This is a genomic window from Klebsiella sp. PCX (assembly GCF_021869705.1).
Lineage (GTDB): Bacteria > Pseudomonadota > Gammaproteobacteria > Enterobacterales > Enterobacteriaceae > Klebsiella > Klebsiella quasipneumoniae.
The window spans coordinates 4,693,963-4,715,699 of the sequence record NZ_CP091527.1 but is presented as its reverse complement, the minus strand read 5'-3'; the positions used below and the strand labels follow the sequence as shown (position 1 = coordinate 4,715,699).

The window sequence follows — 21,737 nt, the reverse complement described above, 5'->3', positions numbered from 1 at the left end:
GTAACACTATGGATAAGAAATCTGCTCGTATCCGTCGTGCGACCCGCGCACGCCGCAAGCTCCAGGAGCTGGGCGCAACTCGCCTGGTGGTACATCGTACCCCGCGTCACATTTACGCACAGGTAATTGCACCGAATGGTTCTGAAGTTCTGGTAGCTGCTTCTACTGTAGAAAAAGCTATCGCTGAACAACTGAAGTACACCGGTAACAAAGACGCTGCTGCAGCTGTGGGTAAAGCTGTCGCTGAACGCGCTCTGGAAAAAGGCATCAAAGATGTTTCCTTTGACCGTTCCGGGTTCCAATATCATGGTCGTGTCCAGGCACTGGCAGATGCTGCCCGTGAAGCTGGCCTTCAGTTCTAAGGTAGAGGTGTAAGATGGCTCACATCGAAAAACAAGCTGGCGAACTGCAGGAAAAGCTGATCGCGGTAAACCGCGTATCTAAAACCGTTAAAGGTGGTCGTATTTTCTCCTTCACAGCTCTGACTGTAGTAGGCGATGGCAACGGTCGCGTTGGTTTTGGTTACGGTAAAGCGCGTGAAGTTCCAGCAGCGATCCAGAAAGCGATGGAAAAAGCCCGTCGCAATATGATTAACGTCGCGCTGAACCACGGCACCCTGCAGCACCCGGTTAAGGGTACTCACACGGGTTCTCGTGTATTCATGCAGCCGGCTTCCGAAGGTACCGGTATCATCGCCGGTGGTGCAATGCGCGCCGTTCTGGAAGTCGCTGGGGTTCGTAACGTTCTGGCTAAAGCGTATGGTTCCACTAACCCGATTAACGTGGTTCGTGCAACTATCGACGGTCTGGAAAACATGAAGTCCCCGGATATGGTCGCTGCCAAGCGTGGTAAATCCGTTGAAGAAATTCTGGGGAAATAAACCATGGCAAAGACTATTAAAATTACTCAAACCCGCAGTGCAATCGGTCGTCTGCCGAAACACAAGGCAACGCTGCTTGGCCTGGGTCTGCGTCGTATTGGTCACACCGTAGAGCGCGAGGATACTCCTGCTGTTCGTGGTATGGTCAACGCGGTTTCCTTCATGGTTAAAGTTGAGGAGTAAGAGATGCGTTTAAATACTCTGTCTCCGGCCGAAGGCTCCAAAAAGGCGGGTAAACGCCTGGGTCGTGGTATCGGTTCTGGCCTCGGTAAAACCGGTGGTCGTGGTCACAAAGGTCAGAAATCTCGTTCTGGCGGTGGCGTACGTCGCGGTTTCGAGGGTGGTCAGATGCCTCTGTACCGTCGTCTGCCGAAATTCGGCTTCACTTCTCGTAAAGCGATGATCACCGCAGAGATCCGTCTCTCCGATCTGGCTCACGTAGAAGGCGATGTAGTAGACCTGAACGCGCTGAAAGCGGCTAACATTATCGGTGTCCAGATCGAGTTCGCGAAAGTGATCCTGTCTGGTGAGGTAACTCGTCCGGTAACTGTTCGTGGCCTGCGTGTGACTAAAGGTGCTCGTGCTGCTATCGAAGCTGCTGGCGGTAAAATTGAGGAATAAGTAGCAGATGGCTAAACAACCGGGATTAGATTTTCAAAGTGCCAAAGGTGGCCTTGGCGAACTGAAACGCAGACTTCTGTTTGTGGTCGGTGCGCTGATAGTGTTCCGTATTGGCTCTTTTATTCCGATCCCTGGTATTGATGCCGCTGTACTTGCCAAACTGCTTGAGCAACAGCGAGGCACCATCATTGAAATGTTCAACATGTTCTCTGGTGGTGCTCTCAGCCGTGCTTCTATCTTTGCACTGGGGATTATGCCGTACATTTCGGCATCAATCATCGTGCAGCTGCTGACGGTGGTTTATCAACCGTTGGCAGAACTGAAGAAAGAAGGGGAGTCTGGTCGTCGTAAGATCAGCCAGTACACCCGCTACGGTACTCTGGTGCTGGCGATATTCCAGTCGATCGGTATTGCTACCGGTCTGCCGAATATGCCTGGTATGCAGGGCCTGGTGATTAATCCAGGCTTTGCATTCTATTTCACCGCTGTTGTCAGTCTGGTCACAGGGACTATGTTCCTGATGTGGCTCGGCGAACAGATCACTGAACGCGGTATCGGTAACGGTATCTCGATCATTATCTTCGCCGGTATCGTTGCGGGACTCCCGCCGGCCATCGCCCATACTATCGAGCAAGCGCGTCAAGGCGACCTGCACTTCCTCCTGTTGCTGTTGGTTGCAGTATTAGTATTTGCAGTGACCTTCTTTGTTGTATTCGTTGAACGTGGTCAACGCCGCATTGTGGTAAACTACGCGAAACGTCAACAGGGTCGTCGTGTCTATGCTGCACAGAGCACACATTTACCGCTGAAAGTGAATATGGCGGGGGTAATCCCGGCAATCTTCGCTTCCAGTATTATACTGTTCCCGGCAACCATCACGTCATGGTTCGGGGGTGGTACTGGTTGGAACTGGCTGACAACAATTTCGCTGTATTTGCAGCCTGGGCAACCGCTTTATGTGTTACTCTATGCGTCTGCAATCATCTTCTTCTGTTTCTTCTACACGGCGTTGGTTTTCAACCCGCGTGAAACAGCAGATAACCTGAAGAAGTCCGGTGCATTTGTACCAGGAATTCGTCCGGGAGAGCAAACGGCGAAGTATATCGATAAAGTGATGACTCGCCTGACTCTGGTTGGTGCGTTGTACATTACTTTTATCTGCCTGATCCCGGAGTTCATGCGTGACGCGATGAAAGTGCCGTTCTACTTCGGTGGGACCTCGCTGCTTATCGTTGTTGTCGTGATTATGGACTTTATGGCTCAAGTGCAAACTCTGATGATGTCCAGTCAGTATGAGTCTGCATTGAAGAAGGCGAACCTGAAAGGCTACGGCCGCTAAAACTGGTCGCCCGAGAAGTTACGGAGAGTAAAAATGAAAGTTCGTGCTTCCGTCAAGAAATTATGCCGTAACTGCAAAATCGTTAAGCGTGATGGCGTCATCCGTGTGATTTGCAGTGCCGAGCCGAAGCATAAACAGCGCCAAGGCTGATTTTTTCGCATATTTTTCTTGCAAAGTTGGATTGAGCTGGCTAGATTAGCCAGCCAATCTTTTGTATGTCTGTACGTTTCCATTTGAGTATCCTGAAAACGGGCTTTTCAGCATGGTGCGTACATATTAAATAGTAGGAGTGCATAGTGGCCCGTATAGCAGGCATTAACATTCCTGATCACAAACATACCGTAATCGCTTTAACCGCTATTTTCGGTATCGGCAAAACCCGTTCTAAAGCCATCTGCGCTGAAACGGGCATCGCTGAAAATGTTAAGATCAGTGAGCTGTCTGAAGAACAAATTGATATTCTGCGTGAAGCAGTAGGTAAATTTGTCGTTGAAGGTGATCTGCGCCGTGAAATCACCCTGAGCATCAAGCGTCTGATGGACCTTGGTTGCTACCGTGGTTTGCGTCATCGTCGTGGTCTCCCGGTTCGCGGTCAGCGTACCAAGACCAACGCACGTACCCGTAAGGGTCCGCGTAAACCGATCAAGAAATAATCGGGGTGATTGAATAATGGCAAAGGCACCAATTCGTGCACGTAAGCGTGTAAGAAAACAAGTCTCTGACGGCGTGGCTCATATCCATGCTTCTTTTAACAACACCATCGTTACCATTACTGATCGTCAGGGTAACGCACTGGGTTGGGCAACAGCCGGTGGTTCCGGTTTCCGTGGTTCTCGCAAATCCACTCCGTTCGCAGCTCAGGTTGCAGCAGAGCGTTGCGCAGAAGCCGTAAAAGAATACGGCATCAAGAATCTGGAAGTTATGGTCAAAGGTCCGGGTCCGGGTCGCGAATCTACCATTCGTGCACTGAACGCCGCTGGTTTCCGCATCACTAATATTACTGATGTGACTCCGATCCCTCATAACGGTTGTCGTCCGCCGAAAAAACGTCGCGTATAACGCTGCGTTTTCCAGGTTAGTTGGAGAAAGAAAATGGCAAGATATTTGGGTCCTAAGCTCAAGCTGAGCCGTCGTGAGGGCACCGACTTATTCCTTAAGTCTGGCGTTCGCGCGATCGATACCAAGTGTAAAATTGAACAAGCTCCTGGCCAGCACGGTGCGCGTAAGCCGCGTCTGTCTGACTATGGTGTGCAGTTGCGTGAAAAGCAAAAAGTTCGCCGTATGTACGGTGTGCTGGAGCGTCAGTTCCGTAACTACTATAAAGAAGCAGCACGTCTGAAAGGCAACACCGGTGAAAACCTGTTGGCTCTGCTGGAAGGTCGTCTGGACAACGTTGTATACCGTATGGGCTTCGGCGCCACTCGTGCTGAAGCACGCCAGCTGGTTAGCCACAAAGCGATTATGGTAAACGGTCGTGTTGTTAACATCGCTTCTTATCAGGTTAAAGCGAATGACGTTGTCAGCATTCGTGAGAAAGCGAAAAAGCAATCTCGCGTGAAAGCCGCTCTGGAGCTGGCTGAGCAGCGTGAAAAGCCAACCTGGCTGGAAGTTGATGCTGGCAAGATGGAAGGTACGTTCAAGCGTCAGCCGGAGCGTTCTGATCTGTCTGCGGACATTAACGAACACCTGATCGTCGAGCTTTACTCCAAGTAAAGCTTAGTACCAAAGAGAGGACACAATGCAGGGTTCTGTGACAGAGTTTCTAAAACCGCGCCTGGTCGATATCGAGCAAGTGAGTTCGACGCACGCCAAGGTGACCCTTGAGCCTTTAGAGCGTGGCTTCGGCCATACTCTGGGTAACGCACTGCGCCGTATTCTGCTCTCATCGATGCCGGGTTGCGCGGTGACCGAGGTTGAGATTGATGGTGTACTGCACGAGTACAGCACCAAAGAAGGCGTTCAGGAAGACATCCTTGAAATCCTGCTCAACCTGAAAGGGCTGGCGGTGAGAGTTCAGGGTAAAGATGAAGTCATCCTTACTTTGAATAAATCTGGCATTGGCCCTGTGACCGCAGCCGACATTACCCACGACGGTGATGTCGAAATCGTCAAGCCGCAGCACGTGATTTGCCACCTGACTGATGAGAACGCTGCTATCAGCATGCGTATCAAAGTTCAGCGCGGTCGCGGTTATGTGCCGGCTTCTGCCCGAATTCATTCGGAAGAAGATGAGCGCCCAATCGGCCGTCTGCTGGTCGACGCCTGCTACAGCCCTGTAGAGCGTATTGCCTACAATGTTGAAGCTGCGCGTGTAGAACAGCGTACCGACCTGGACAAGCTGGTCATCGAAATGGAAACCAACGGCACAATCGATCCTGAAGAGGCGATTCGTCGTGCGGCAACCATCCTGGCTGAACAACTGGAAGCTTTTGTTGACTTACGTGATGTACGTCAGCCAGAAGTGAAAGAAGAGAAACCAGAATTCGATCCGATCCTGCTGCGCCCTGTTGACGATCTGGAATTGACTGTCCGCTCTGCTAACTGCCTCAAGGCAGAAGCTATCCACTATATCGGTGATCTGGTACAGCGTACCGAGGTTGAGTTGCTGAAAACGCCGAACCTGGGTAAAAAATCTCTTACTGAGATTAAAGACGTGCTGGCTTCCCGTGGACTGTCTCTGGGCATGCGCCTGGAAAACTGGCCACCAGCAAGCATTGCTGACGAGTAACCGGATCACAGGTTAAGGTTTTACTGAGAAGGATAAGGTCATGCGCCATCGTAAGAGTGGTCGTCAACTGAACCGCAACAGCAGCCATCGCCAGGCTATGTTCCGTAACATGGCAGGTTCGCTGGTTCGTCATGAAATCATCAAGACGACCCTGCCGAAAGCGAAAGAACTGCGTCGCGTAGTTGAGCCGCTGATTACTCTTGCCAAGACTGATAGCGTTGCTAATCGTCGTCTGGCATTCGCCCGCACTCGTGATAACGAGATCGTGGCAAAACTGTTTAACGAGCTGGGCCCGCGTTTCGCGAGCCGCGCCGGTGGTTACACTCGCATTCTGAAGTGTGGCTTCCGTGCAGGCGACAACGCGCCGATGGCATACATCGAGCTGGTTGATCGTGCTGAGCCGAAAGCAGAAGCTGCTGCAGAGTAATCTGTAGTAACGTAAAAAAACCCGCCCCGGCGGGTTTTTTTATATCTACCTCATCCCCACTTCACTACAATATCTGTACTCTTTTTGTTCATCCCCCGGAGCCGTAGAATGTGGTTACTGGATCAGTGGGCAGAACGCCATATCCTCGATGCCCAAACCAAAGGCGAGTTCGATAATTTACCCGGTAGCGGCGAGCCGCTAACTCTCGATGACGATTCGCATGTACCGGCCGAGCTGCGGGCAGGCTATCGCCTTCTGAAGAATGCAGGGTGTCTTCCCCCGGAGCTGGAGCAGCGCAGAGAGGCGGTGGCTCTGGCAGACTTGCTTAAGGGTGTGCGTCAGGACGACCCGCGGCATGGCGAACTCAGCAAGCGCCTTGCTCTGCTCGAGCTTAAGCTGCGTCAGGCAGGACTGAACACCGACTTTTTACGCGGTGAGTACGCCGATGCGTTGCTGCATAAAATCAATCAGGAGTGAATATGTATCGTATTGGTGAGCTGGCAAAACTGGCTGATGTGACGCCAGATACCATCCGTTATTATGAAAAACAGCAAATGATGGATCATAACGTGCGCACTGAGGGGGGATTTCGTCTTTACTCGGATAACGATCTTCAGCGTCTGCGCTTTATTCGCTATGCCCGTCAGCTAGGCTTTACTCTGGAAGCGATCCGCGAATTATTGTCGATCCGTATCGATCCGGAACATCACACCTGTCAGGAGTCGAAAGGGATCGTTCAGGCGCGATTAAGCGAAGTTGAGGCGAGGATCAACGAGCTACAAACGATGCGTCGCTCTCTGCAACGGCTCAACGACGCCTGCTGCGGCACAGCTCACAGCAGCGTTTACTGTTCGATCCTCGAGGCCCTTGAGCAAGGCGCCAGTAACGGCAATGCCAGCCGTTGATTTTTTGTGCGCGCGGATCTACACTCGCGCGGAATTCACACATGTACTGGAGTTACTATGAGTCGCTATCAGCATACCAAAGGGCAAATTAAAGATAACGCCATTGAAGCACTTCTCCACGATCCATTATTCAGGCAGCGTGTAGAGAAGAACAAGAAAGGGAAGGGAAGCTATCAACGTAAAGATAAACATGCAGCAAGGATGGACCGGGAGGCCAGTGGCAAGCAAGCGAATCGCTTTTTTACCACTGGTCTTCTGCTTTCGCTGCTGATTAAGAACGCTTGTTTTGTTCTTTCAACAGATCGCGAATTTCGCTCAGCAGGACTTCTTCTTTAGAGGGCGCTGGCGGTGCCGCCGGAGCCTCTTCTTTCTTGCGATTTAACTTATTCATCAGTTTAATCGCCATGAAAATGGCAAATGCGACGATGATGAAATCGAAAACGTTCTGAATAAACACCCCATAGTGCATCACCACTGCCGGTACATCACCCTGGGCATCGCGCAGCGTGACGGCAAACTGTTTAAAATCGATCCCGCCAATCAACAGGCCGAGCGGCGGCATAATAATATCCGCGACCAGCGACGAAACAATTTTACCGAATGCTGCGCCGATGATCACACCCACTGCCAAATCGACAACGTTCCCGCGCATCGCGAATTCGCGAAACTCTTTTAAAAAACTCATTTTATTCTCCTTGAGCCAGCTGACGTTGTAAGTTTAACAAATGTATTTTCATTTGCCATTCCCCGTAGAGCGTTACAGGAAAATATTAACCTTTGAATAATAAGGGATAATAAAAGGCGCCTGTTCGACGCCCTGGGAATTAGAGGAAGAAAGGACTTGGCTGGAACAGCCTTTCTACATCGGAAATAAACTTTTTATCAGTCAAAAACATGATCACATGATCGCCCTGCTCGATCCGCAGATTATTATTGGCGATCATCACGTCATTCCCGCGCACGACGGCGCCAATGATCGTGCCTGGCGGAAGCTTGATCTCATCGATCGATCGCCCGACCACCCGCGAGGTGCTCTCATCGCCGTGTGCCACTGCTTCGATCGCTTCCGCAACGCCGCGGCGCAGGGAGGAGACGCCGACAATATCGGCTTTACGAACATGGCTGAGTAGGGCGGAAATCGTGGCCTGCTGAGGCGATATCGCGATATCGATGACGCTACCCTGAACCAGATCCACATAGGCTCTACGCTGGATCAGCACCATCACTTTTTTAGCCCCCATTCGCTTGGCCAGCATCGCAGACATGATGTTTGCTTCGTCATCGTTAGTGACGGCAATAAACAGGTCCACCTGGTCAATATGCTCTTCGGCCAGCAGCTCCTGATCCGATGCATCACCGTAGAAGACGATAGTATGCTGCAGTTTTTCTGCCAGCTCAGCGGCTCGCTGCTGATTGCGCTCAATAAGCTTAACGCTGTAGTCTTTTTCCAGCTTATGGGCCAGGCCCGCGCCAATATTGCCGCCGCCGACCAACATGATGCGTTTATAAGGCTTCTCCAGACGCTGGAGTTCGCTCATGACCGCCCTGATATGCTGCGAGGCGGCAATAAAGAAGACTTCATCGCCGGCCTCGACAATCGTCGAACCCTGTGGGCGAATGGGGCGATCGTGGCGGAAAATGGCGGCCACGCGCGTATCGATATGCGGCATATGCTCACGCATGGTGGACAACGCATTCCCCACCAGCGGACCACCGTAATAGGCTTTCACCACGGCGAGGCTGACTTTACCTTCCGCGAAGTTCACGACCTGCAGCGCGCCGGGATATTCTATCAGGCGATGAATATTGTCGATGACCAGCTGTTCCGGAGCGATTAAGTGATCGATGGGCACAGCTTCAGAATTGAAGAGCTTTTCCGCATCGCGGACGTAATCAGGCGCACGAATACGGGCTATACGGTTTGGCGTATTGAATAATGAATAGGCGACCTGACAGGCCACCATGTTGGTTTCATCCGAACTGGTGACCGCCACCAGCATATCGGCATCATCGGCTCCTGCCTCGCGCAGTACGCGGGGATGAGAACCGTGCCCCTGGACGACACGCAGGTCGAACTTATCCTGCAGGCTGCGCAGACGGTCGCCATTGGTATCAACCAGCGTAATATCATTGTTCTCGCCGACGAGGTTCTCCGCCAGCGTGCCGCCGACCTGGCCGGCGCCCAGAATAATAATCTTCATCTGCAGTGATCCATTAGTTCCGACGTTTGATTAGCTTAGCGTAAAAGAAGCCATCGCCTTCTTCCGCACCCGGCAGATTTTGCTGTCCCGGGCTTGCCGGCGTACCGGTTGCGTGAAGCTCTGCATCCGGGGTCCGCGCGAGGAACGCGGCAATTTGCTGACTATTCTCTTCCGGCAGAATAGAACAGGTAGCGTAAACCAACGTGCCGCCTGGCTTCAGATGCCCCCAGATGGCATTGAGGATCTCGGCCTGCAGCTGGGCTAAATCGCCGATATCCCGATCCCGGCGCAGCCATTTGATATCCGGGTGGCGGCGGATAACGCCGGTGGCGGAACAGGGGGCATCCAGCAGAATACGATCGAACTGCTCGCTGCCACACCACTGCTCAGGGAAGCGACCATCGCCCTGTTTGACTTCGGCTTTCATGCCCAGCCGTTTCAGGTTGTCATAGACGCGGGAAAGACGCTGTTCATCAATGTCCACCGCCATGACCTCAGCCTGGGGAGCGACTTCCAGAATATGCGTCGTCTTGCCGCCCGGCGCGGCGCAGAGATCGAGAATGCGCTCGCCGTTTTCCGGCTGCAGATAGCGCATGCAGCCCTGGGCCGAGGCATCCTGAACGGTTACCCATCCTTCGGCAAAACCCGGCAACGCATGGACCGGGGCAGGGGTGGCCAGACGCACGGCGTCGGGATAGTCAGGGTGGGTGAAGCCCTCTAAGCCAGCCTCTTTAAGCAGAGCAAGCCATTCGTCTCGGGAATGATGGTTGCGGTTAACGCGCAGCCACATCGGCGGGCGCTGGTTGTTCGCATCGACGATCTCCTGCCATTGTTGCGGCCAGGCCTGCTGCAGACGCTTCAGCAGCCATTTGGGATGAAGGTAGCGGTTTTCCTGCCCGGCGAATTCTGCCAGTAGCTCTTCCTGCTGGCGCTGAAACTGGCGTAACACCCCATTGATCAGCCCTTTAAGCTGCGGGCGCTTAATCGCCACCGCGCCTTCTACCGTTTCAGCCAGCGCGGCGTGCGGAGGGATGCGGGTGTAGAGTAACTGATAGAGCCCAACCATAATCAGAAAGTGCACGGTGCGCTGTTTGCCGGTCATCGGACGCGCCATCAGCTTGCTGATAAGCCACTCCAGCTGGCTGAGCGTACGCAGTACGCCAAAACACAGCTCCTGCAGCAGCGCTTTGTCTTTATCGCTGACTTTTTGCTGTAGAGGGGGCAGGACGTTGCTTAAAGACTGACCTTTTTCAACGACTTGCTCGATAGCCTGGGCGGCCAGGCTGCGTAAATTTATATTCTTTTTCATAAGCGCAAAAATAAAAATGCCCGGCGAACCCGGGCTTCAGAAGAGACGACCGTCAGGCGAGACGGGTGCCAGGCGTAAACCACTCCCGGCGGGAATTGAGTAAATCCTGGGCGCTCATCGCTTTTTTACCCGCAGGCTGTAGCGATTCCAGACTGAGGATCCCATCGCCTGTGGCGACCTGGATACCCTGTTTGGTTGCTGCCACGATAGTACCTGGTTCGGCATGTGCGGCTTCGGCAATGACCGATGCCCGCCACACTTTTAGCGGCTGCCCGTCAATTTCCAGCCAGCTCATTGGCCACGGATTAAAGGCGCGGATGCAGCGCTCCAGCTGTGCGGCGGAAAGCGACCAGTCGATGCGAGCTTCTTCTTTACTCAGCTTCTCGGCGTGGCACACCAGCGATTCATCCTGTACTTCAGGCTGCGCGGTGCCGTTGGCCAGCTGGGCTAAAGTTGCCAGCAGACCTTGAGGGCCGAGCTCGGCCAGCTTATCGTACAGGCTGCCGCTGGTATCCTCTGCGGTAATGGGGCAGGAAAGCTTATAAAGCATATCACCCGTATCAAGGCCGACGTCCATCTGCATGATGGTTACGCCTGTTTCGCTATCCCCCGCCCACAGCGAACGCTGGATCGGCGCTGCGCCACGCCAGCGCGGCAGCAGGGAGCCGTGAACGTTGATGCAGCCCAGACGGGGCATCTCCAGCACCGCTTTCGGCAGAATCAAACCGTACGCCACCACCACCATAATATCGGCGCCGAGATCGGCGACTAATTGTTGGTTGTCCTGCGGGCGCAGGGAGGATGGCTGGAATACAGGTAAGTTATGGGCTTCAGCCAGCACCTTTACCGGGCTCGGCATCAATTTTTTGCCGCGGCCAGCAGGGCGGTCTGGCTGAGTGAATACGCCAACAACCTGATGTTCAGACGACAACAGCGCGTCAAGATGACGCGCTGCAAAATCGGGGGTGCCGGCGAAAATGATACGTAGTGATTGTGACACGGTATTCCTTGTTATCAGGCACGGGAACGTAAACGATCCAGTTTCTCAACCTTCTGACGAATGCGCTGTTGTTTGAGCGGTGACAGATAATCAATAAACAGTTTGCCGACCAGATGATCCATCTCATGCTGAATACAGATAGCCAGCAGGCCATCGGCCTCCAGTTCAAATGGCTTACCGTCGCGATCCAGCGCGCGGATCTTCACTTTTTCCGCACGCGGCACCAGGGCGCGCTGTTCCGGAATAGACAGGCAGCCTTCTTCGATGCCGGTTTCGCCATCTTTTTCCAGCAGCTCCGGGTTGATTAACACCAGCTGCTCTTCACGATTTTCCGACACATCAATAACGATAATGCGCTGATGGATATCGACCTGGGTCGCGGCCAGACCAATGCCCTCCTCAGCGTACATGGTGTCGAACATATCATCGACGATACGCTGAATTTCCGCATTCACTTCTTTGACCGGCTCGGCGACTTTGCGAAGGCGCTCGTCCGGAATATGTAACACTTGCAAAACTGCCATAAAGTTCCAGAGTCGTATTCAGGAGTTGATAAGATTATTAGCTCTATTCTAGACAAAACACCCTGCAATTGACAGTCTCACTGTCCAATCGCAAAGATTGTCAATACCGCTTATGGCAGGGGGTAAGGATGACGCCTGACGAGATTTGGCTGCGGCTGATGAAGGTCAGTAGCTTGTATGGCGACAGGATGGTAGAGATCGCTCAGCGCTTATGCGCAGCCGCCAGCGTTGATCATGAAGCGCTGCATGCCGTCGGGATGACCGCGGCGCAGGCAACGTTATTTTTCCGGCTTGACGAGCATGAGCTTGACGAGACGCGGCGCTGGCTGGAACAACCGGATCATCATCTGTTACGGGGTGACGATCCGCGCTATCCATTGCGGTTAAAGGCTATCGCTGATTACCCCGGCGCGTTGCTGGTCAGCGGCGATCCCGCTCTGCTTCACAGCGCGCAGCTTGCCGTTATTGGCAGTCGCTTGCATTCCTGGTATGGCGCTCGCTGGGGGAAGCTGTTCAGCGAAACGTTGGCGCGTAAAGGGATGACTATCACCAGTGGGTTGGCGTTAGGCATTGATGGCGTCGCGCATCGCGGCGCGCTCGCGGCCGAGGGCAAAACCATCGCGGTACTGGGCAACGGACTGGGCCAGGTTTATCCGCGGCGCCATGCGAGCCTCGCCCAGCAGATCGTCGATAATGGCGGTGCGCTGGTGTCTGAATTTCCACTTATAACGCCGCCGCTTCCCGCGCATTTCCCCAGGCGCAACCGGATTATCAGCGGCCTGAGCCTGGGCGTGCTGGTGGTTGAGGCGGCATTGAGAAGCGGTTCGCTGGTTACCGTCCGCTGTGCTCTGGAACAGGGAAGGGATGTGTTTGCCCTGCCTGGGCCGATAGGCAATCCGGGATCGGAAGGCCCACACTGGTTAATTAAGCAAGGCGCGGTGCCGGTGACCTCGCCAGAGGATATTGTGGAATACTGGCACAACGAGCTGGCCTGGCTAACTGATACGTCTGATTCGATAAATAATTGCGCCGATCAGCCGTCTGTAGCATTGCCATTTCCGGAGCTCCTGGCTAACGTAGGAGATGAGGTAACACCTGTTGACGTTGTCGCTGAACGTGCCGGCCAATCTGTGCCAGTAACCGTAGCTCAGCTACTTGAACTGGAGTTAGCAGGCTGGATCGCAGCTGTACCCGGCGGCTATGTCCGATTAAGGAGGGCAAGCCATGTTCGACGTACTCATGTATTTGTTTGAAACTTACATCCATAGCGAAGCAGAAATGCGTGTGGATCAGGACAAACTGACGCGGGATCTTACCGACGCAGGTTTTGAGCGGGAAGATATCTATAACGCGTTAATGTGGCTCGAGAAACTGGCTGATTATCAGGAAGGTCTCGTTGAACCCATGCAGCTCGCTTCCGACCCGCTGTCGCTTCGGGTATATACCGAAGAGGAGTGCCAGCGTCTGGACGCCAGTTGCCGGGGGTTTTTACTCTTCCTCGAGCAGATTCAGGTGTTGAACCTCGAAACGCGAGAAATGGTGATAGAGCGCGTACTGGCGCTGGATACGGCAGAATTTGAGCTGGAGGACCTGAAATGGGTCATCCTGATGGTACTGTTCAATATTCCGGGCTGTGAAAACGCCTATCAGCAAATGGAAGAATTACTCTTCGAAGTAAATGAAGGTATGCTGCATTAATCTTTTTGCAGCAACATCGAGTTGTTATGACCAAATCAGCACTGTTTTCGGTGCGTAAAAATGAGCCCTGCCCACAGTGCGGGGCTGAACTGGTGATCCGTTCCGGGAAACATGGCCCGTTTCTCGGCTGTTCGCATTATCCGGACTGTGACTATATCCGTCCCCTGAAAAGTCAGGCAGACGGGCATGTCGTTAAGGTGCTGGAGGGGCAAGCATGCCCATCGTGCGGCGCGGTTATGGTGCTACGTCAGGGGCGTTTTGGGATGTTCATTGGCTGTAGCCGCTATCCGGAATGCGAACATACTGAGCTAATTGATAAACCAGATGAGACGGCTATTGCTTGCCCGCAGTGCGGACAAGGCCATCTGGTCCAGCGTCGTTCCCGTTTCGGTAAAACCTTTCACTCCTGCGATCGCTATCCTGATTGCCAGTTCGTTATCAATTATAAACCGGTGGCGGGCGAATGCCCTGAATGCCATTACCCGCTGTTAATAGAAAAGAAGACGGCGCAGGGGCTCAGATGCTTCTGTGCCAGTAAACAATGTGGAAAGCCGATCCCGGCGGAATAAATCAGTGAACAATAACCTGCCCTCAGAAGCCGTCGCCCATGCCGTGGCGGTCCTGAATAATGAACATGTCATCGCCTATCCCACGGAAGCCGTTTTTGGCGTCGGCTGCGACCCTGACAGCGAAACGGCCGTTATGCGTCTGCTGGAGCTGAAGCAGCGTCCTGTTGAGAAGGGATTGATTCTTATCGCCGCTAGCTTTGAGCAACTCAAGCCATATATTGATGATTCACGGTTAAGTGATTCGCAGCGGGCAGCGATCTTTTCCTGCTGGCCAGGACCGGTGACGTTTGTATTCCCGGCGCGTCCTGAAACACCACGCTGGCTGACTGGTCGTTTTGATTCGCTGGCTGTACGCGTGACCAACCATCCGCTGGTGATTGAATTGTGTGAAGCCTACGGAAAACCGCTGGTCTCGACGAGCGCCAATCTCACCGGGCAACCGCCTTGCCGCACCACCGCAGAGGTCCGTGCTCAGTTTGGTGACAGCTTCCCGGTCGTGGATGGCGCTACGGGCGGACGGCAAAATCCATCTGAAATACGTGATGCCCTGACGGGTGAACTGTTCCGCCAGGGGTGAACCATGGAAACCTATGCTGTTTTTGGTAATCCGATCGCGCACAGCAAGTCGCCTTCTATTCACCAGCTGTTTGCCCGCCAGTTAGGGATTACCCATCCTTATGGACGTGTGCTGGCGCCGCTGGACGATTTTGTCTCTTCTCTCAATCAGTTTTTTGCGCAGGGAGGAAAGGGCGCCAATGTTACCGTTCCTTTTAAAGAAGAAGCCTTTGCGCGCGCGGATGAACTGACAGAACGCGCTGCGCTGGCGGGAGCGGTGAATACCCTGAAACGTCTCGAAGACGGGCGTTTGCTGGGCGACAACACGGACGGTATTGGTCTGCTGAGCGATCTGGAGCGTCTGGGATTCATTAAGCCACGCCAGCGGATCCTGCTTATCGGTGCCGGTGGCGCATCGCGTGGGGTGCTGCTGCCGCTGCTGTCGCTGGGATGTGCCGTCACGATCGTCAATCGCACCTACGCTCGTGCCCATGAGTTAGCCACGCTCTTCGCTCATACCGGCAGCGTCAGCGCAAGGGAGATGGATACCTTATCCGGGGAAACATTCGATCTGATCATCAATGCGACGTCCAGTGGAATAGACGGTGATGTACCGGCTATCCCGGCATCTGTTGTCAACGCTGACGTGTATTGCTATGACATGTTCTACCAGAAAGGGCCGACACCGTTTCTTCACTGGTGCCAGCAGCATGGCGCAACCCACTGTGCTGACGGGCTGGGAATGCTGGTGGCGCAAGCCGCCCATGCCGTTCTGCTATGGCACGGCGTCCTGCCGGCTATCACCCCGGTTATAGAAAGGCTGCAACAGGAACTGAATGCATGAATCAGGCGATTCAGTTTCCCGATCGGGAATCATGGGATGCCGAACGGCAGGGCGTGGTGTTTCCCGCGCTGGTTAATGGGATGCAATTAACCTGCGCAATTTCAGGGCAGATCCTGCAGCAGCGTTTTGGCGCAGAGGGGCCAGCGCAGTGGCTGGCCGCATTCCAGAAACATCGTTGGGATCTTGAGGAAGAGGCAGAGGCATTGATCCGCGATAATCAGGAGGATGCTCAGGGTTGGGTCTGGCTCTCCTGATCCAGATATTCATCTTTCCATTTCACATAGTTATTCGCTGAATACTTAAGGCCTTCCCGCTCCGCCTCTGTCAGGGGGCGGATCTGTTTGACCGGATTGCCAAAGTAAAGGAAGCCGCTTTCTAGCTGTTTGTTCTGCGGTACCAGACTTCCCGCGCCAATCATGACGTCATCGCCAACGACGACACCATCTAATAAGATCGAACCCATACCAACCAGTACGCGGTTGCCGATAGTGCAGCCGTGCAGCATCACTTTGTGGCCAACCGTCACATCCTCTCCAATGATCAGTGGATTTCCCTCAGGCTTGTAAGAGGATTTATGGGTCACGTGTAGAACGCTGCCGTCCTGAATATTACTGCGTTGACCTATCGATACATAGTTGACGTCGCCGCGAATGGCTACCAGAGGCCAGACGCTGACGTCATCGGCAATTCTGACATCACCGATAACGACGCTGGATGCGTCAATCATGACGCGAAGACCGATTTGCGGGAAAAATGCTTTATAGGGGCGCAGTTGAGCAGACATGTTGACCTCAAAAATACGGGAGCGTAAGAAGACTTTGGTGGCTTTTATCTCGCTCTGCAACCCCTGAAAACGGTGAAAATTGAGCAAATCGTGCAATTACACGGCGAAAAGGGTGAAAAATCACCATTCAGAAAAAAAGATCGAAAAAAGGCTTGTGCAAAAAAATGGGATCCCTATAATGCGCACCCACTGACACGGCAGATGTGAATCACTTCACACAAACAGCCGGTTCGGTTGAAGAGAAAAATCCTGAAAAACGGGTTGACTCTGAAAGAGGAAAGCGTAATATACGCCACCTCGCGACAGAGCGCTAAAGCGCGTCGCAACTGCTCTTTAACAATTTATCAGACAATCTGTGTGGGCACTCAAAGTGACATGGATTCTTAATGTCTTCGGACAATAAATGAATACCAAGTCTCAAGAGTGAACACGTAATTCATTACGAAGTTTAATTCTTTGAGCATCAAACTTAAATTGAAGAGTTTGATCATGGCTCAGATTGAACGCTGGCGGCAGGCCTAACACATGCAAGTCGAGCGGTAGCACAGAGAGCTTGCTCTCGGGTGACGAGCGGCGGACGGGTGAGTAATGTCTGGGAAACTGCCTGATGGAGGGGGATAACTACTGGAAACGGTAGCTAATACCGCATAACGTCGCAAGACCAAAGTGGGGGACCTTCGGGCCTCATGCCATCAGATGTGCCCAGATGGGATTAGCTAGTAGGTGGGGTAACGGCTCACCTAGGCGACGATCCCTAGCTGGTCTGAGAGGATGACCAGCCACACTGGAACTGAGACACGGTCCAGACTCCTACGGGAGGCAGCAGTGGGGAATATTGCACAATGGGCGCAAGCCTGATGCAGCCATGCCGCGTGTATGAAGAAGGCCTTCGGGTTGTAAAGTACTTTCAGCGGGGAGGAAGGCGATAAGGTTAATAACCTTGTCGATTGACGTTACCCGCAGAAGAAGCACCGGCTAACTCCGTGCCAGCAGCCGCGGTAATACGGAGGGTGCAAGCGTTAATCGGAATTACTGGGCGTAAAGCGCACGCAGGCGGTCTGTCAAGTCGGATGTGAAATCCCCGGGCTCAACCTGGGAACTGCATTCGAAACTGGCAGGCTAGAGTCTTGTAGAGGGGGGTAGAATTCCAGGTGTAGCGGTGAAATGCGTAGAGATCTGGAGGAATACCGGTGGCGAAGGCGGCCCCCTGGACAAAGACTGACGCTCAGGTGCGAAAGCGTGGGGAGCAAACAGGATTAGATACCCTGGTAGTCCACGCCGTAAACGATGTCGATTTGGAGGTTGTGCCCTTGAGGCGTGGCTTCCGGAGCTAACGCGTTAAATCGACCGCCTGGGGAGTACGGCCGCAAGGTTAAAACTCAAATGAATTGACGGGGGCCCGCACAAGCGGTGGAGCATGTGGTTTAATTCGATGCAACGCGAAGAACCTTACCTGGTCTTGACATCCACAGAACTTGCCAGAGATGGCTTGGTGCCTTCGGGAACTGTGAGACAGGTGCTGCATGGCTGTCGTCAGCTCGTGTTGTGAAATGTTGGGTTAAGTCCCGCAACGAGCGCAACCCTTATCCTTTGTTGCCAGCGGTTAGGCCGGGAACTCAAAGGAGACTGCCAGTGATAAACTGGAGGAAGGTGGGGATGACGTCAAGTCATCATGGCCCTTACGACCAGGGCTACACACGTGCTACAATGGCATATACAAAGAGAAGCGACCTCGCGAGAGCAAGCGGACCTCATAAAGTATGTCGTAGTCCGGATTGGAGTCTGCAACTCGACTCCATGAAGTCGGAATCGCTAGTAATCGTAGATCAGAATGCTACGGTGAATACGTTCCCGGGCCTTGTACACACCGCCCGTCACACCATGGGAGTGGGTTGCAAAAGAAGTAGGTAGCTTAACCTTCGGGAGGGCGCTTACCACTTTGTGATTCATGACTGGGGTGAAGTCGTAACAAGGTAACCGTAGGGGAACCTGCGGTTGGATCACCTCCTTACCTTAAAGAACCTGCCTTTGTAGTGCTCACACAGATTGTCTGATGAAAAACAGCAGTAAAAACCTCTACAGGCTTGTAGCTCAGGTGGTTAGAGCGCACCCCTGATAAGGGTGAGGTCGGTGGTTCAAGTCCACTCAGGCCTACCAAATTTGCGAAGCAAATTTGAAGAGGTTGCAAACGATGGGGCTATAGCTCAGCTGGGAGAGCGCCTGCTTTGCACGCAGGAGGTCTGCGGTTCGATCCCGCATAGCTCCACCATCTTTACTGCGAACACAAGAAAACTTCAGAGTGAACCTGAAAAGGTGCACTGCGAAGTTTTGCTCTTTAAAAATCTGGATCAAGCTGAAAATTGAAACGACACACAGTTAATGTGTGTTCGAGTCTCTCAAATTTTCGCAACACGAAGTGAAACATCTTCGGGTTGTGAGGTTAAGCGACTAAGCGTACACGGTGGATGCCCTGGCAGTCAGAGGCGATGAAGGACGTGCTAATCTGCGAAAAGCGTCGGTAAGGTGATATGAACCGTTATAACCGGCGATTTCCGAATGGGGAAACCCAGTGTGATTCGTCACACTATCATTACGTGAATACATAGCGTAATGAAGCGAACCGGGGGAACTGAAACATCTAAGTACCCCGAGGAAAAGAAATCAACCGAGATTCCCCCAGTAGCGGCGAGCGAACGGGGAGCAGCCCAGAGTCTGAATCAGCATGTGTGTTAGTGGAACGGTCTGGAAAGTCCGACGGTACAGGGTGATAGTCCCGTACACAAAAATGCACATGTTGTGAACTCGAAGAGTAGGGCGGGACACGTGGTATCCTGTCTGAATATGGGGGGACCATCCTCCAAGGCTAAATACTCCTGACTGACCGATAGTGAACCAGTACCGTGAGGGAAAGGCGAAAAGAACCCCGGCGAGGGGAGTGAAAAAGAACCTGAAACCGTGTACGTACAAGCAGTGGGAGCACCTTTATGGTGTGACTGCGTACCTTTTGTATAATGGGTCAGCGACTTATATTCTGTAGCAAGGTTAACCGTATAGGGGAGCCGCAGGGAAACCGAGTCTTAACTGGGCGTTAAGTTGCAGGGTATAGACCCGAAACCCGGTGATCTAGCCATGGGCAGGTTGAAGGTTGGGTAACACTAACTGGAGGACCGAACCGACTAATGTTGAAAAATTAGCGGATGACTTGTGGCTGGGGGTGAAAGGCCAATCAAACCGGGAGATAGCTGGTTCTCCCCGAAAGCTATTTAGGTAGCGCCTCGTGAACTCATCTTCGGGGGTAGAGCACTGTTTCGGCTAGGGGGTCATCCCGACTTACCAACCCGATGCAAACTACGAATACCGAAGAATGTTATCACGGGAGACACACGGCGGGTGCTAACGTCCGTCGTGAAGAGGGAAACAACCCAGACCGCCAGCTAAGGTCCCAAAGTCATGGTTAAGTGGGAAACGATGTGGGAAGGCACAGACAGCCAGGATGTTGGCTTAGAAGCAGCCATCATTTAAAGAAAGCGTAATAGCTCACTGGTCGAGTCGGCCTGCGCGGAAGATGTAACGGGGCTAAACCATGCACCGAAGCTGCGGCAGCGACACTATGTGTTGTTGGGTAGGGGAGCGTTCTGTAAGCCTGCGAAGGTGACCTGTGAGGGTTGCTGGAGGTATCAGAAGTGCGAATGCTGACATAAGTAACGATAAAGCGGGTGAAAAGCCCGCTCGCCGGAAGACCAAGGGTTCCTGTCCAACGTTAATCGGGGCAGGGTGAGTCGACCCCTAAGGCGAGGCCGAAAGGCGTAGTCGATGGGAAACAGGTTAATATTCCTGTACTTGGTGTTACTGCGAAGGGGGGACGGAGAAGGCTATGTTAGCCGGGCGACGGTTGTCCCGGTTTAAGCATGTAGGCTGGTTATCCAGGCAAATCCGGATAATCAAGGCTGAGGTGTGATGACGAGGCACTACGGTGCTGAAGTAACAAATGCCCTGCTTCCAGGAAAAGCCTCTAAGCATCAGGTAACATCAAATCGTACCCCAAACCGACACAGGTGGTCAGGTAGAGAATACCAAGGCGCTTGAGAGAACTCGGGTGAAGGAACTAGGCAAAATGGTGCCGTAACTTCGGGAGAAGGCACGCTGGTGTGTAGGTGAAGTCCCTGCGGATGGAGCTGAGACCAGTCGAAGATACCAGCTGGCTGCAACTGTTTATTAAAAACACAGCACTGTGCAAACACGAAAGTGGACGTATACGGTGTGACGCCTGCCCGGTGCCGGAAGGTTAATTGATGGGGTTATCCGTAAGGAGAAGCTCTTGATCGAAGCCCCGGTAAACGGCGGCCGTAACTATAACGGTCCTAAGGTAGCGAAATTCCTTGTCGGGTAAGTTCCGACCTGCACGAATGGCGTAATGATGGCCAGGCTGTCTCCACCCGAGACTCAGTGAAATTGAACTCGCTGTGAAGATGCAGTGTACCCGCGGCAAGACGGAAAGACCCCGTGAACCTTTACTATAGCTTGACACTGAACACTGGTCCTTGATGTGTAGGATAGGTGGGAGGCTTTGAAGTGTGGACGCCAGTCTGCATGGAGCCATCCTTGAAATACCACCCTTTAATGGCTGGTGTTCTAACGTGGGCCCGTAATCCGGGTTGCGGACAGTGTCTGGTGGGTAGTTTGACTGGGGCGGTCTCCTCCCAAAGAGTAACGGAGGAGCACGAAGGTTAGCTAATCCTGGTCGGACATCAGGAGGTTAGTGCAAAGGCATAAGCTAGCTTGACTGCGAGAGTGACGGCTCGAGCAGGTGCGAAAGCAGGTCTTAGTGATCCGGTGGTTCTGAATGGAAGGGCCATCGCTCAACGGATAAAAGGTACTCCGGGGATAACAGGCTGATACCGCCCAAGAGTTCATATCGACGGCGGTGTTTGGCACCTCGATGTCGGCTCATCACATCCTGGGGCTGAAGTAGGTCCCAAGGGTATGGCTGTTCGCCATTTAAAGTGGTACGCGAGCTGGGTTTAGAACGTCGTGAGACAGTTCGGTCCCTATCTGCCGTGGGCGCTGGAGAATTGAGGGGGGCTGCTCCTAGTACGAGAGGACCGGAGTGGACGCATCACTGGTGTTCGGGTTGTCATGCCAATGGCACTGCCCGGTAGCTAAATGCGGAAGAGATAAGTGCTGAAAGCATCTAAGCACGAAACTTGCCCCGAGATGAGTTCTCCCTGAGACTTTAAGTCTCCTGAAGGAACGTTAAAGACGATGACGTTGATAGGCCGGGTGTGTAAGCGCAGCGATGCGTTGAGCTAACCGGTACTAATGAACCGTGAGGCTTAACCTTACAACGCCGAAG

At 53.1% G+C, this 21,737-nt stretch carries 26 protein-coding genes, 2 tRNA genes and 2 rRNA genes; 24 read left to right on the top strand and 6 right to left on the bottom strand.

The features are described from left to right. Nucleotides 1–8 precede the first annotated feature (8 nt). From rplR to GQR96_RS22550, 14 genes are all read left to right on the top strand, one after another. Nucleotides 9–362 (top strand): 50S ribosomal protein L18, encoded by a 354-nt coding sequence (gene rplR / locus GQR96_RS22615; RefSeq protein ID WP_000358960.1) that lies wholly within the window; start codon nt 9–11, stop codon nt 360–362. A gap of 14 nt (nt 363–376) precedes the next feature. Beyond that, the gene (gene rpsE, locus GQR96_RS22610; RefSeq protein WP_002919545.1) at nt 377–880 is read left to right on the top strand and encodes a 30S ribosomal protein S5; all 504 of its coding nucleotides are present in this window, start codon (nt 377–379) and stop codon (nt 878–880) included. Between the two features lie 3 nt (nt 881–883). After that, nucleotides 884–1,063 (top strand): 50S ribosomal protein L30, encoded by a 180-nt coding sequence (gene rpmD, locus GQR96_RS22605; RefSeq protein ID WP_001140434.1) that lies wholly within the window; start codon nt 884–886, stop codon nt 1,061–1,063. Between the two features lie 3 nt (nt 1,064–1,066). Beyond that, nucleotides 1,067–1,501 (top strand): 50S ribosomal protein L15, encoded by a 435-nt coding sequence (gene rplO / locus GQR96_RS22600; protein WP_002919516.1) that lies wholly within the window; start codon nt 1,067–1,069, stop codon nt 1,499–1,501. Nucleotides 1,502–1,508: 7 nt separating this feature from the next. Then, nucleotides 1,509–2,840: a preprotein translocase subunit SecY gene (secY, locus tag GQR96_RS22595; RefSeq protein ID WP_002919515.1), complete on the top strand. Its 1,332-nt coding sequence runs from the start codon at nt 1,509–1,511 to the stop codon at nt 2,838–2,840. Nucleotides 2,841–2,873: 33 nt separating this feature from the next. Beyond that, the gene (gene rpmJ / locus GQR96_RS22590; protein WP_000868187.1) at nt 2,874–2,990 is read left to right on the top strand and encodes a 50S ribosomal protein L36; all 117 of its coding nucleotides are present in this window, start codon (nt 2,874–2,876) and stop codon (nt 2,988–2,990) included. Between the two features lie 146 nt (nt 2,991–3,136). After that, nucleotides 3,137–3,493: a 30S ribosomal protein S13 gene (gene rpsM, locus GQR96_RS22585; RefSeq protein WP_002919259.1), complete on the top strand. Its 357-nt coding sequence runs from the start codon at nt 3,137–3,139 to the stop codon at nt 3,491–3,493. Between the two features lie 16 nt (nt 3,494–3,509). Further along, nucleotides 3,510–3,899: a 30S ribosomal protein S11 gene (gene rpsK / locus GQR96_RS22580; protein WP_002919257.1), complete on the top strand. Its 390-nt coding sequence runs from the start codon at nt 3,510–3,512 to the stop codon at nt 3,897–3,899. Nucleotides 3,900–3,932: 33 nt separating this feature from the next. Further along, nucleotides 3,933–4,553, top strand: a complete 621-nt coding sequence (gene rpsD, locus GQR96_RS22575; protein ID WP_002919224.1) for a 30S ribosomal protein S4 — start codon at nt 3,933–3,935, stop codon at nt 4,551–4,553. 25 nt (nt 4,554–4,578) lie between these two features. Beyond that, entirely contained in the window at nt 4,579–5,568 is a 990-nt protein-coding gene (rpoA, locus tag GQR96_RS22570) for a DNA-directed RNA polymerase subunit alpha (RefSeq protein WP_002919219.1), read from the top strand. Between the two features lie 40 nt (nt 5,569–5,608). Beyond that, nucleotides 5,609–5,995, top strand: a complete 387-nt coding sequence (gene rplQ / locus GQR96_RS22565; protein ID WP_002919206.1) for a 50S ribosomal protein L17 — start codon at nt 5,609–5,611, stop codon at nt 5,993–5,995. Nucleotides 5,996–6,103: 108 nt separating this feature from the next. Continuing rightward, the gene (locus tag GQR96_RS22560; protein ID WP_043523054.1) at nt 6,104–6,472 is read left to right on the top strand and encodes a DnaJ family domain-containing protein; all 369 of its coding nucleotides are present in this window, start codon (nt 6,104–6,106) and stop codon (nt 6,470–6,472) included. 2 nt (nt 6,473–6,474) lie between these two features. Next, nucleotides 6,475–6,900, top strand: coding sequence for a Zn(2+)-responsive transcriptional regulator (gene zntR, locus GQR96_RS22555; RefSeq protein ID WP_065905186.1), 426 nt, complete (start codon nt 6,475–6,477; stop codon nt 6,898–6,900). Nucleotides 6,901–6,957: 57 nt separating this feature from the next. After that, on the top strand, nt 6,958–7,236 hold the full coding sequence (locus GQR96_RS22550; RefSeq protein WP_004206797.1) for an alternative ribosome-rescue factor A: 279 nt from the start codon (nt 6,958–6,960) through the stop codon (nt 7,234–7,236). Here GQR96_RS22550 and mscL read toward each other — a convergent pair. From mscL to def, 5 genes are all read right to left on the bottom strand, one after another. After that, nucleotides 7,172–7,585, bottom strand: coding sequence for a large-conductance mechanosensitive channel protein MscL (mscL, locus tag GQR96_RS22545; RefSeq protein WP_004206799.1), 414 nt, complete (start codon nt 7,583–7,585; stop codon nt 7,172–7,174). The two genes, GQR96_RS22550 and mscL, sit on opposite strands and share 65 nt — an antisense overlap. Nucleotides 7,586–7,724: 139 nt before the next feature. Then, the gene (trkA, locus tag GQR96_RS22540) at nt 7,725–9,101 is read right to left on the bottom strand and encodes a Trk system potassium transporter TrkA (RefSeq protein ID WP_002919153.1); all 1,377 of its coding nucleotides are present in this window, start codon (nt 9,099–9,101) and stop codon (nt 7,725–7,727) included. Between the two features lie 13 nt (nt 9,102–9,114). Further along, nucleotides 9,115–10,410: a 16S rRNA (cytosine(967)-C(5))-methyltransferase RsmB gene (gene rsmB, locus GQR96_RS22535; RefSeq protein WP_023291170.1), complete on the bottom strand. Its 1,296-nt coding sequence runs from the start codon at nt 10,408–10,410 to the stop codon at nt 9,115–9,117. Nucleotides 10,411–10,462: 52 nt separating this feature from the next. After that, nucleotides 10,463–11,410, bottom strand: coding sequence for a methionyl-tRNA formyltransferase (fmt, locus tag GQR96_RS22530; RefSeq protein WP_017900611.1), 948 nt, complete (start codon nt 11,408–11,410; stop codon nt 10,463–10,465). Nucleotides 11,411–11,424: 14 nt separating this feature from the next. Beyond that, complete coding sequence (gene def / locus GQR96_RS22525) at nt 11,425–11,934, bottom strand: peptide deformylase (RefSeq protein ID WP_004206802.1); 510 nt, start codon at nt 11,932–11,934, stop codon at nt 11,425–11,427. Nucleotides 11,935–12,062: 128 nt separating this feature from the next. Between def and dprA the strand changes: the two genes are divergently transcribed. The 6 genes from dprA to GQR96_RS22495 are packed head-to-tail and all read left to right on the top strand — an operon-like array spanning nt 12,063 to nt 15,854. Next, entirely contained in the window at nt 12,063–13,187 is a 1,125-nt protein-coding gene (gene dprA, locus GQR96_RS22520) for a DNA-protecting protein DprA (protein ID WP_032456674.1), read from the top strand. Beyond that, nucleotides 13,159–13,632, top strand: coding sequence for a DUF494 family protein Smg (smg, locus tag GQR96_RS22515; protein WP_002919137.1), 474 nt, complete (start codon nt 13,159–13,161; stop codon nt 13,630–13,632). Before dprA ends, smg begins: the two co-directional genes overlap by 29 nt. A gap of 26 nt (nt 13,633–13,658) precedes the next feature. Next, a complete protein-coding gene (locus GQR96_RS22510; protein WP_004206804.1) occupies nt 13,659–14,201 on the top strand; it encodes a DNA topoisomerase family protein in 543 nt (180 codons plus the stop codon). 4 nt (nt 14,202–14,205) lie between these two features. After that, nucleotides 14,206–14,778 carry an L-threonylcarbamoyladenylate synthase type 1 TsaC gene (gene tsaC / locus GQR96_RS22505; RefSeq protein ID WP_004206805.1) on the top strand — a complete coding sequence of 191 codons (573 nt, stop codon included), beginning with the start codon at nt 14,206–14,208 and terminating at the stop codon, nt 14,776–14,778. A 3-nt stretch (nt 14,779–14,781) separates the two neighbouring features. Next, complete coding sequence (gene aroE / locus GQR96_RS22500) at nt 14,782–15,600, top strand: shikimate dehydrogenase (protein ID WP_004206806.1); 819 nt, start codon at nt 14,782–14,784, stop codon at nt 15,598–15,600. After that, entirely contained in the window at nt 15,597–15,854 is a 258-nt protein-coding gene (locus tag GQR96_RS22495) for a DUF1488 family protein (RefSeq protein ID WP_004206807.1), read from the top strand. The genes aroE and GQR96_RS22495 overlap by 4 nt, the downstream gene beginning before the upstream one ends. On the opposite strand, the gene GQR96_RS22490 is transcribed toward GQR96_RS22495, so the two are convergent. Beyond that, nucleotides 15,830–16,384 (bottom strand): gamma carbonic anhydrase family protein, encoded by a 555-nt coding sequence (locus GQR96_RS22490; RefSeq protein ID WP_023319228.1) that lies wholly within the window; start codon nt 16,382–16,384, stop codon nt 15,830–15,832. The genes GQR96_RS22495 and GQR96_RS22490 overlap by 25 nt on opposite strands. 471 nt (nt 16,385–16,855) lie before the next feature. Between GQR96_RS22490 and GQR96_RS22485 the strand changes: the two genes are divergently transcribed. The 4 genes from GQR96_RS22485 (at nt 16,856) to GQR96_RS22470 (ending at nt 21,725) form a co-directional block, all read left to right on the top strand. Beyond that, nucleotides 16,856–18,395 (top strand): 16S ribosomal RNA (locus tag GQR96_RS22485). Between the two features lie 69 nt (nt 18,396–18,464). Beyond that, a tRNA-Ile gene (locus GQR96_RS22480) sits at nt 18,465–18,541 on the top strand. 36 nt (nt 18,542–18,577) lie between these two features. Beyond that, nucleotides 18,578–18,653, top strand: a tRNA-Ala gene (locus tag GQR96_RS22475). Between the two features lie 169 nt (nt 18,654–18,822). After that, a 23S ribosomal RNA gene (locus tag GQR96_RS22470) occupies nt 18,823–21,725 on the top strand. The 16S and 23S rRNA genes sit together here with 2 tRNA genes alongside, the layout of an rRNA operon. The last annotated feature ends 12 nt before the right edge of the window (nt 21,726–21,737 follow it).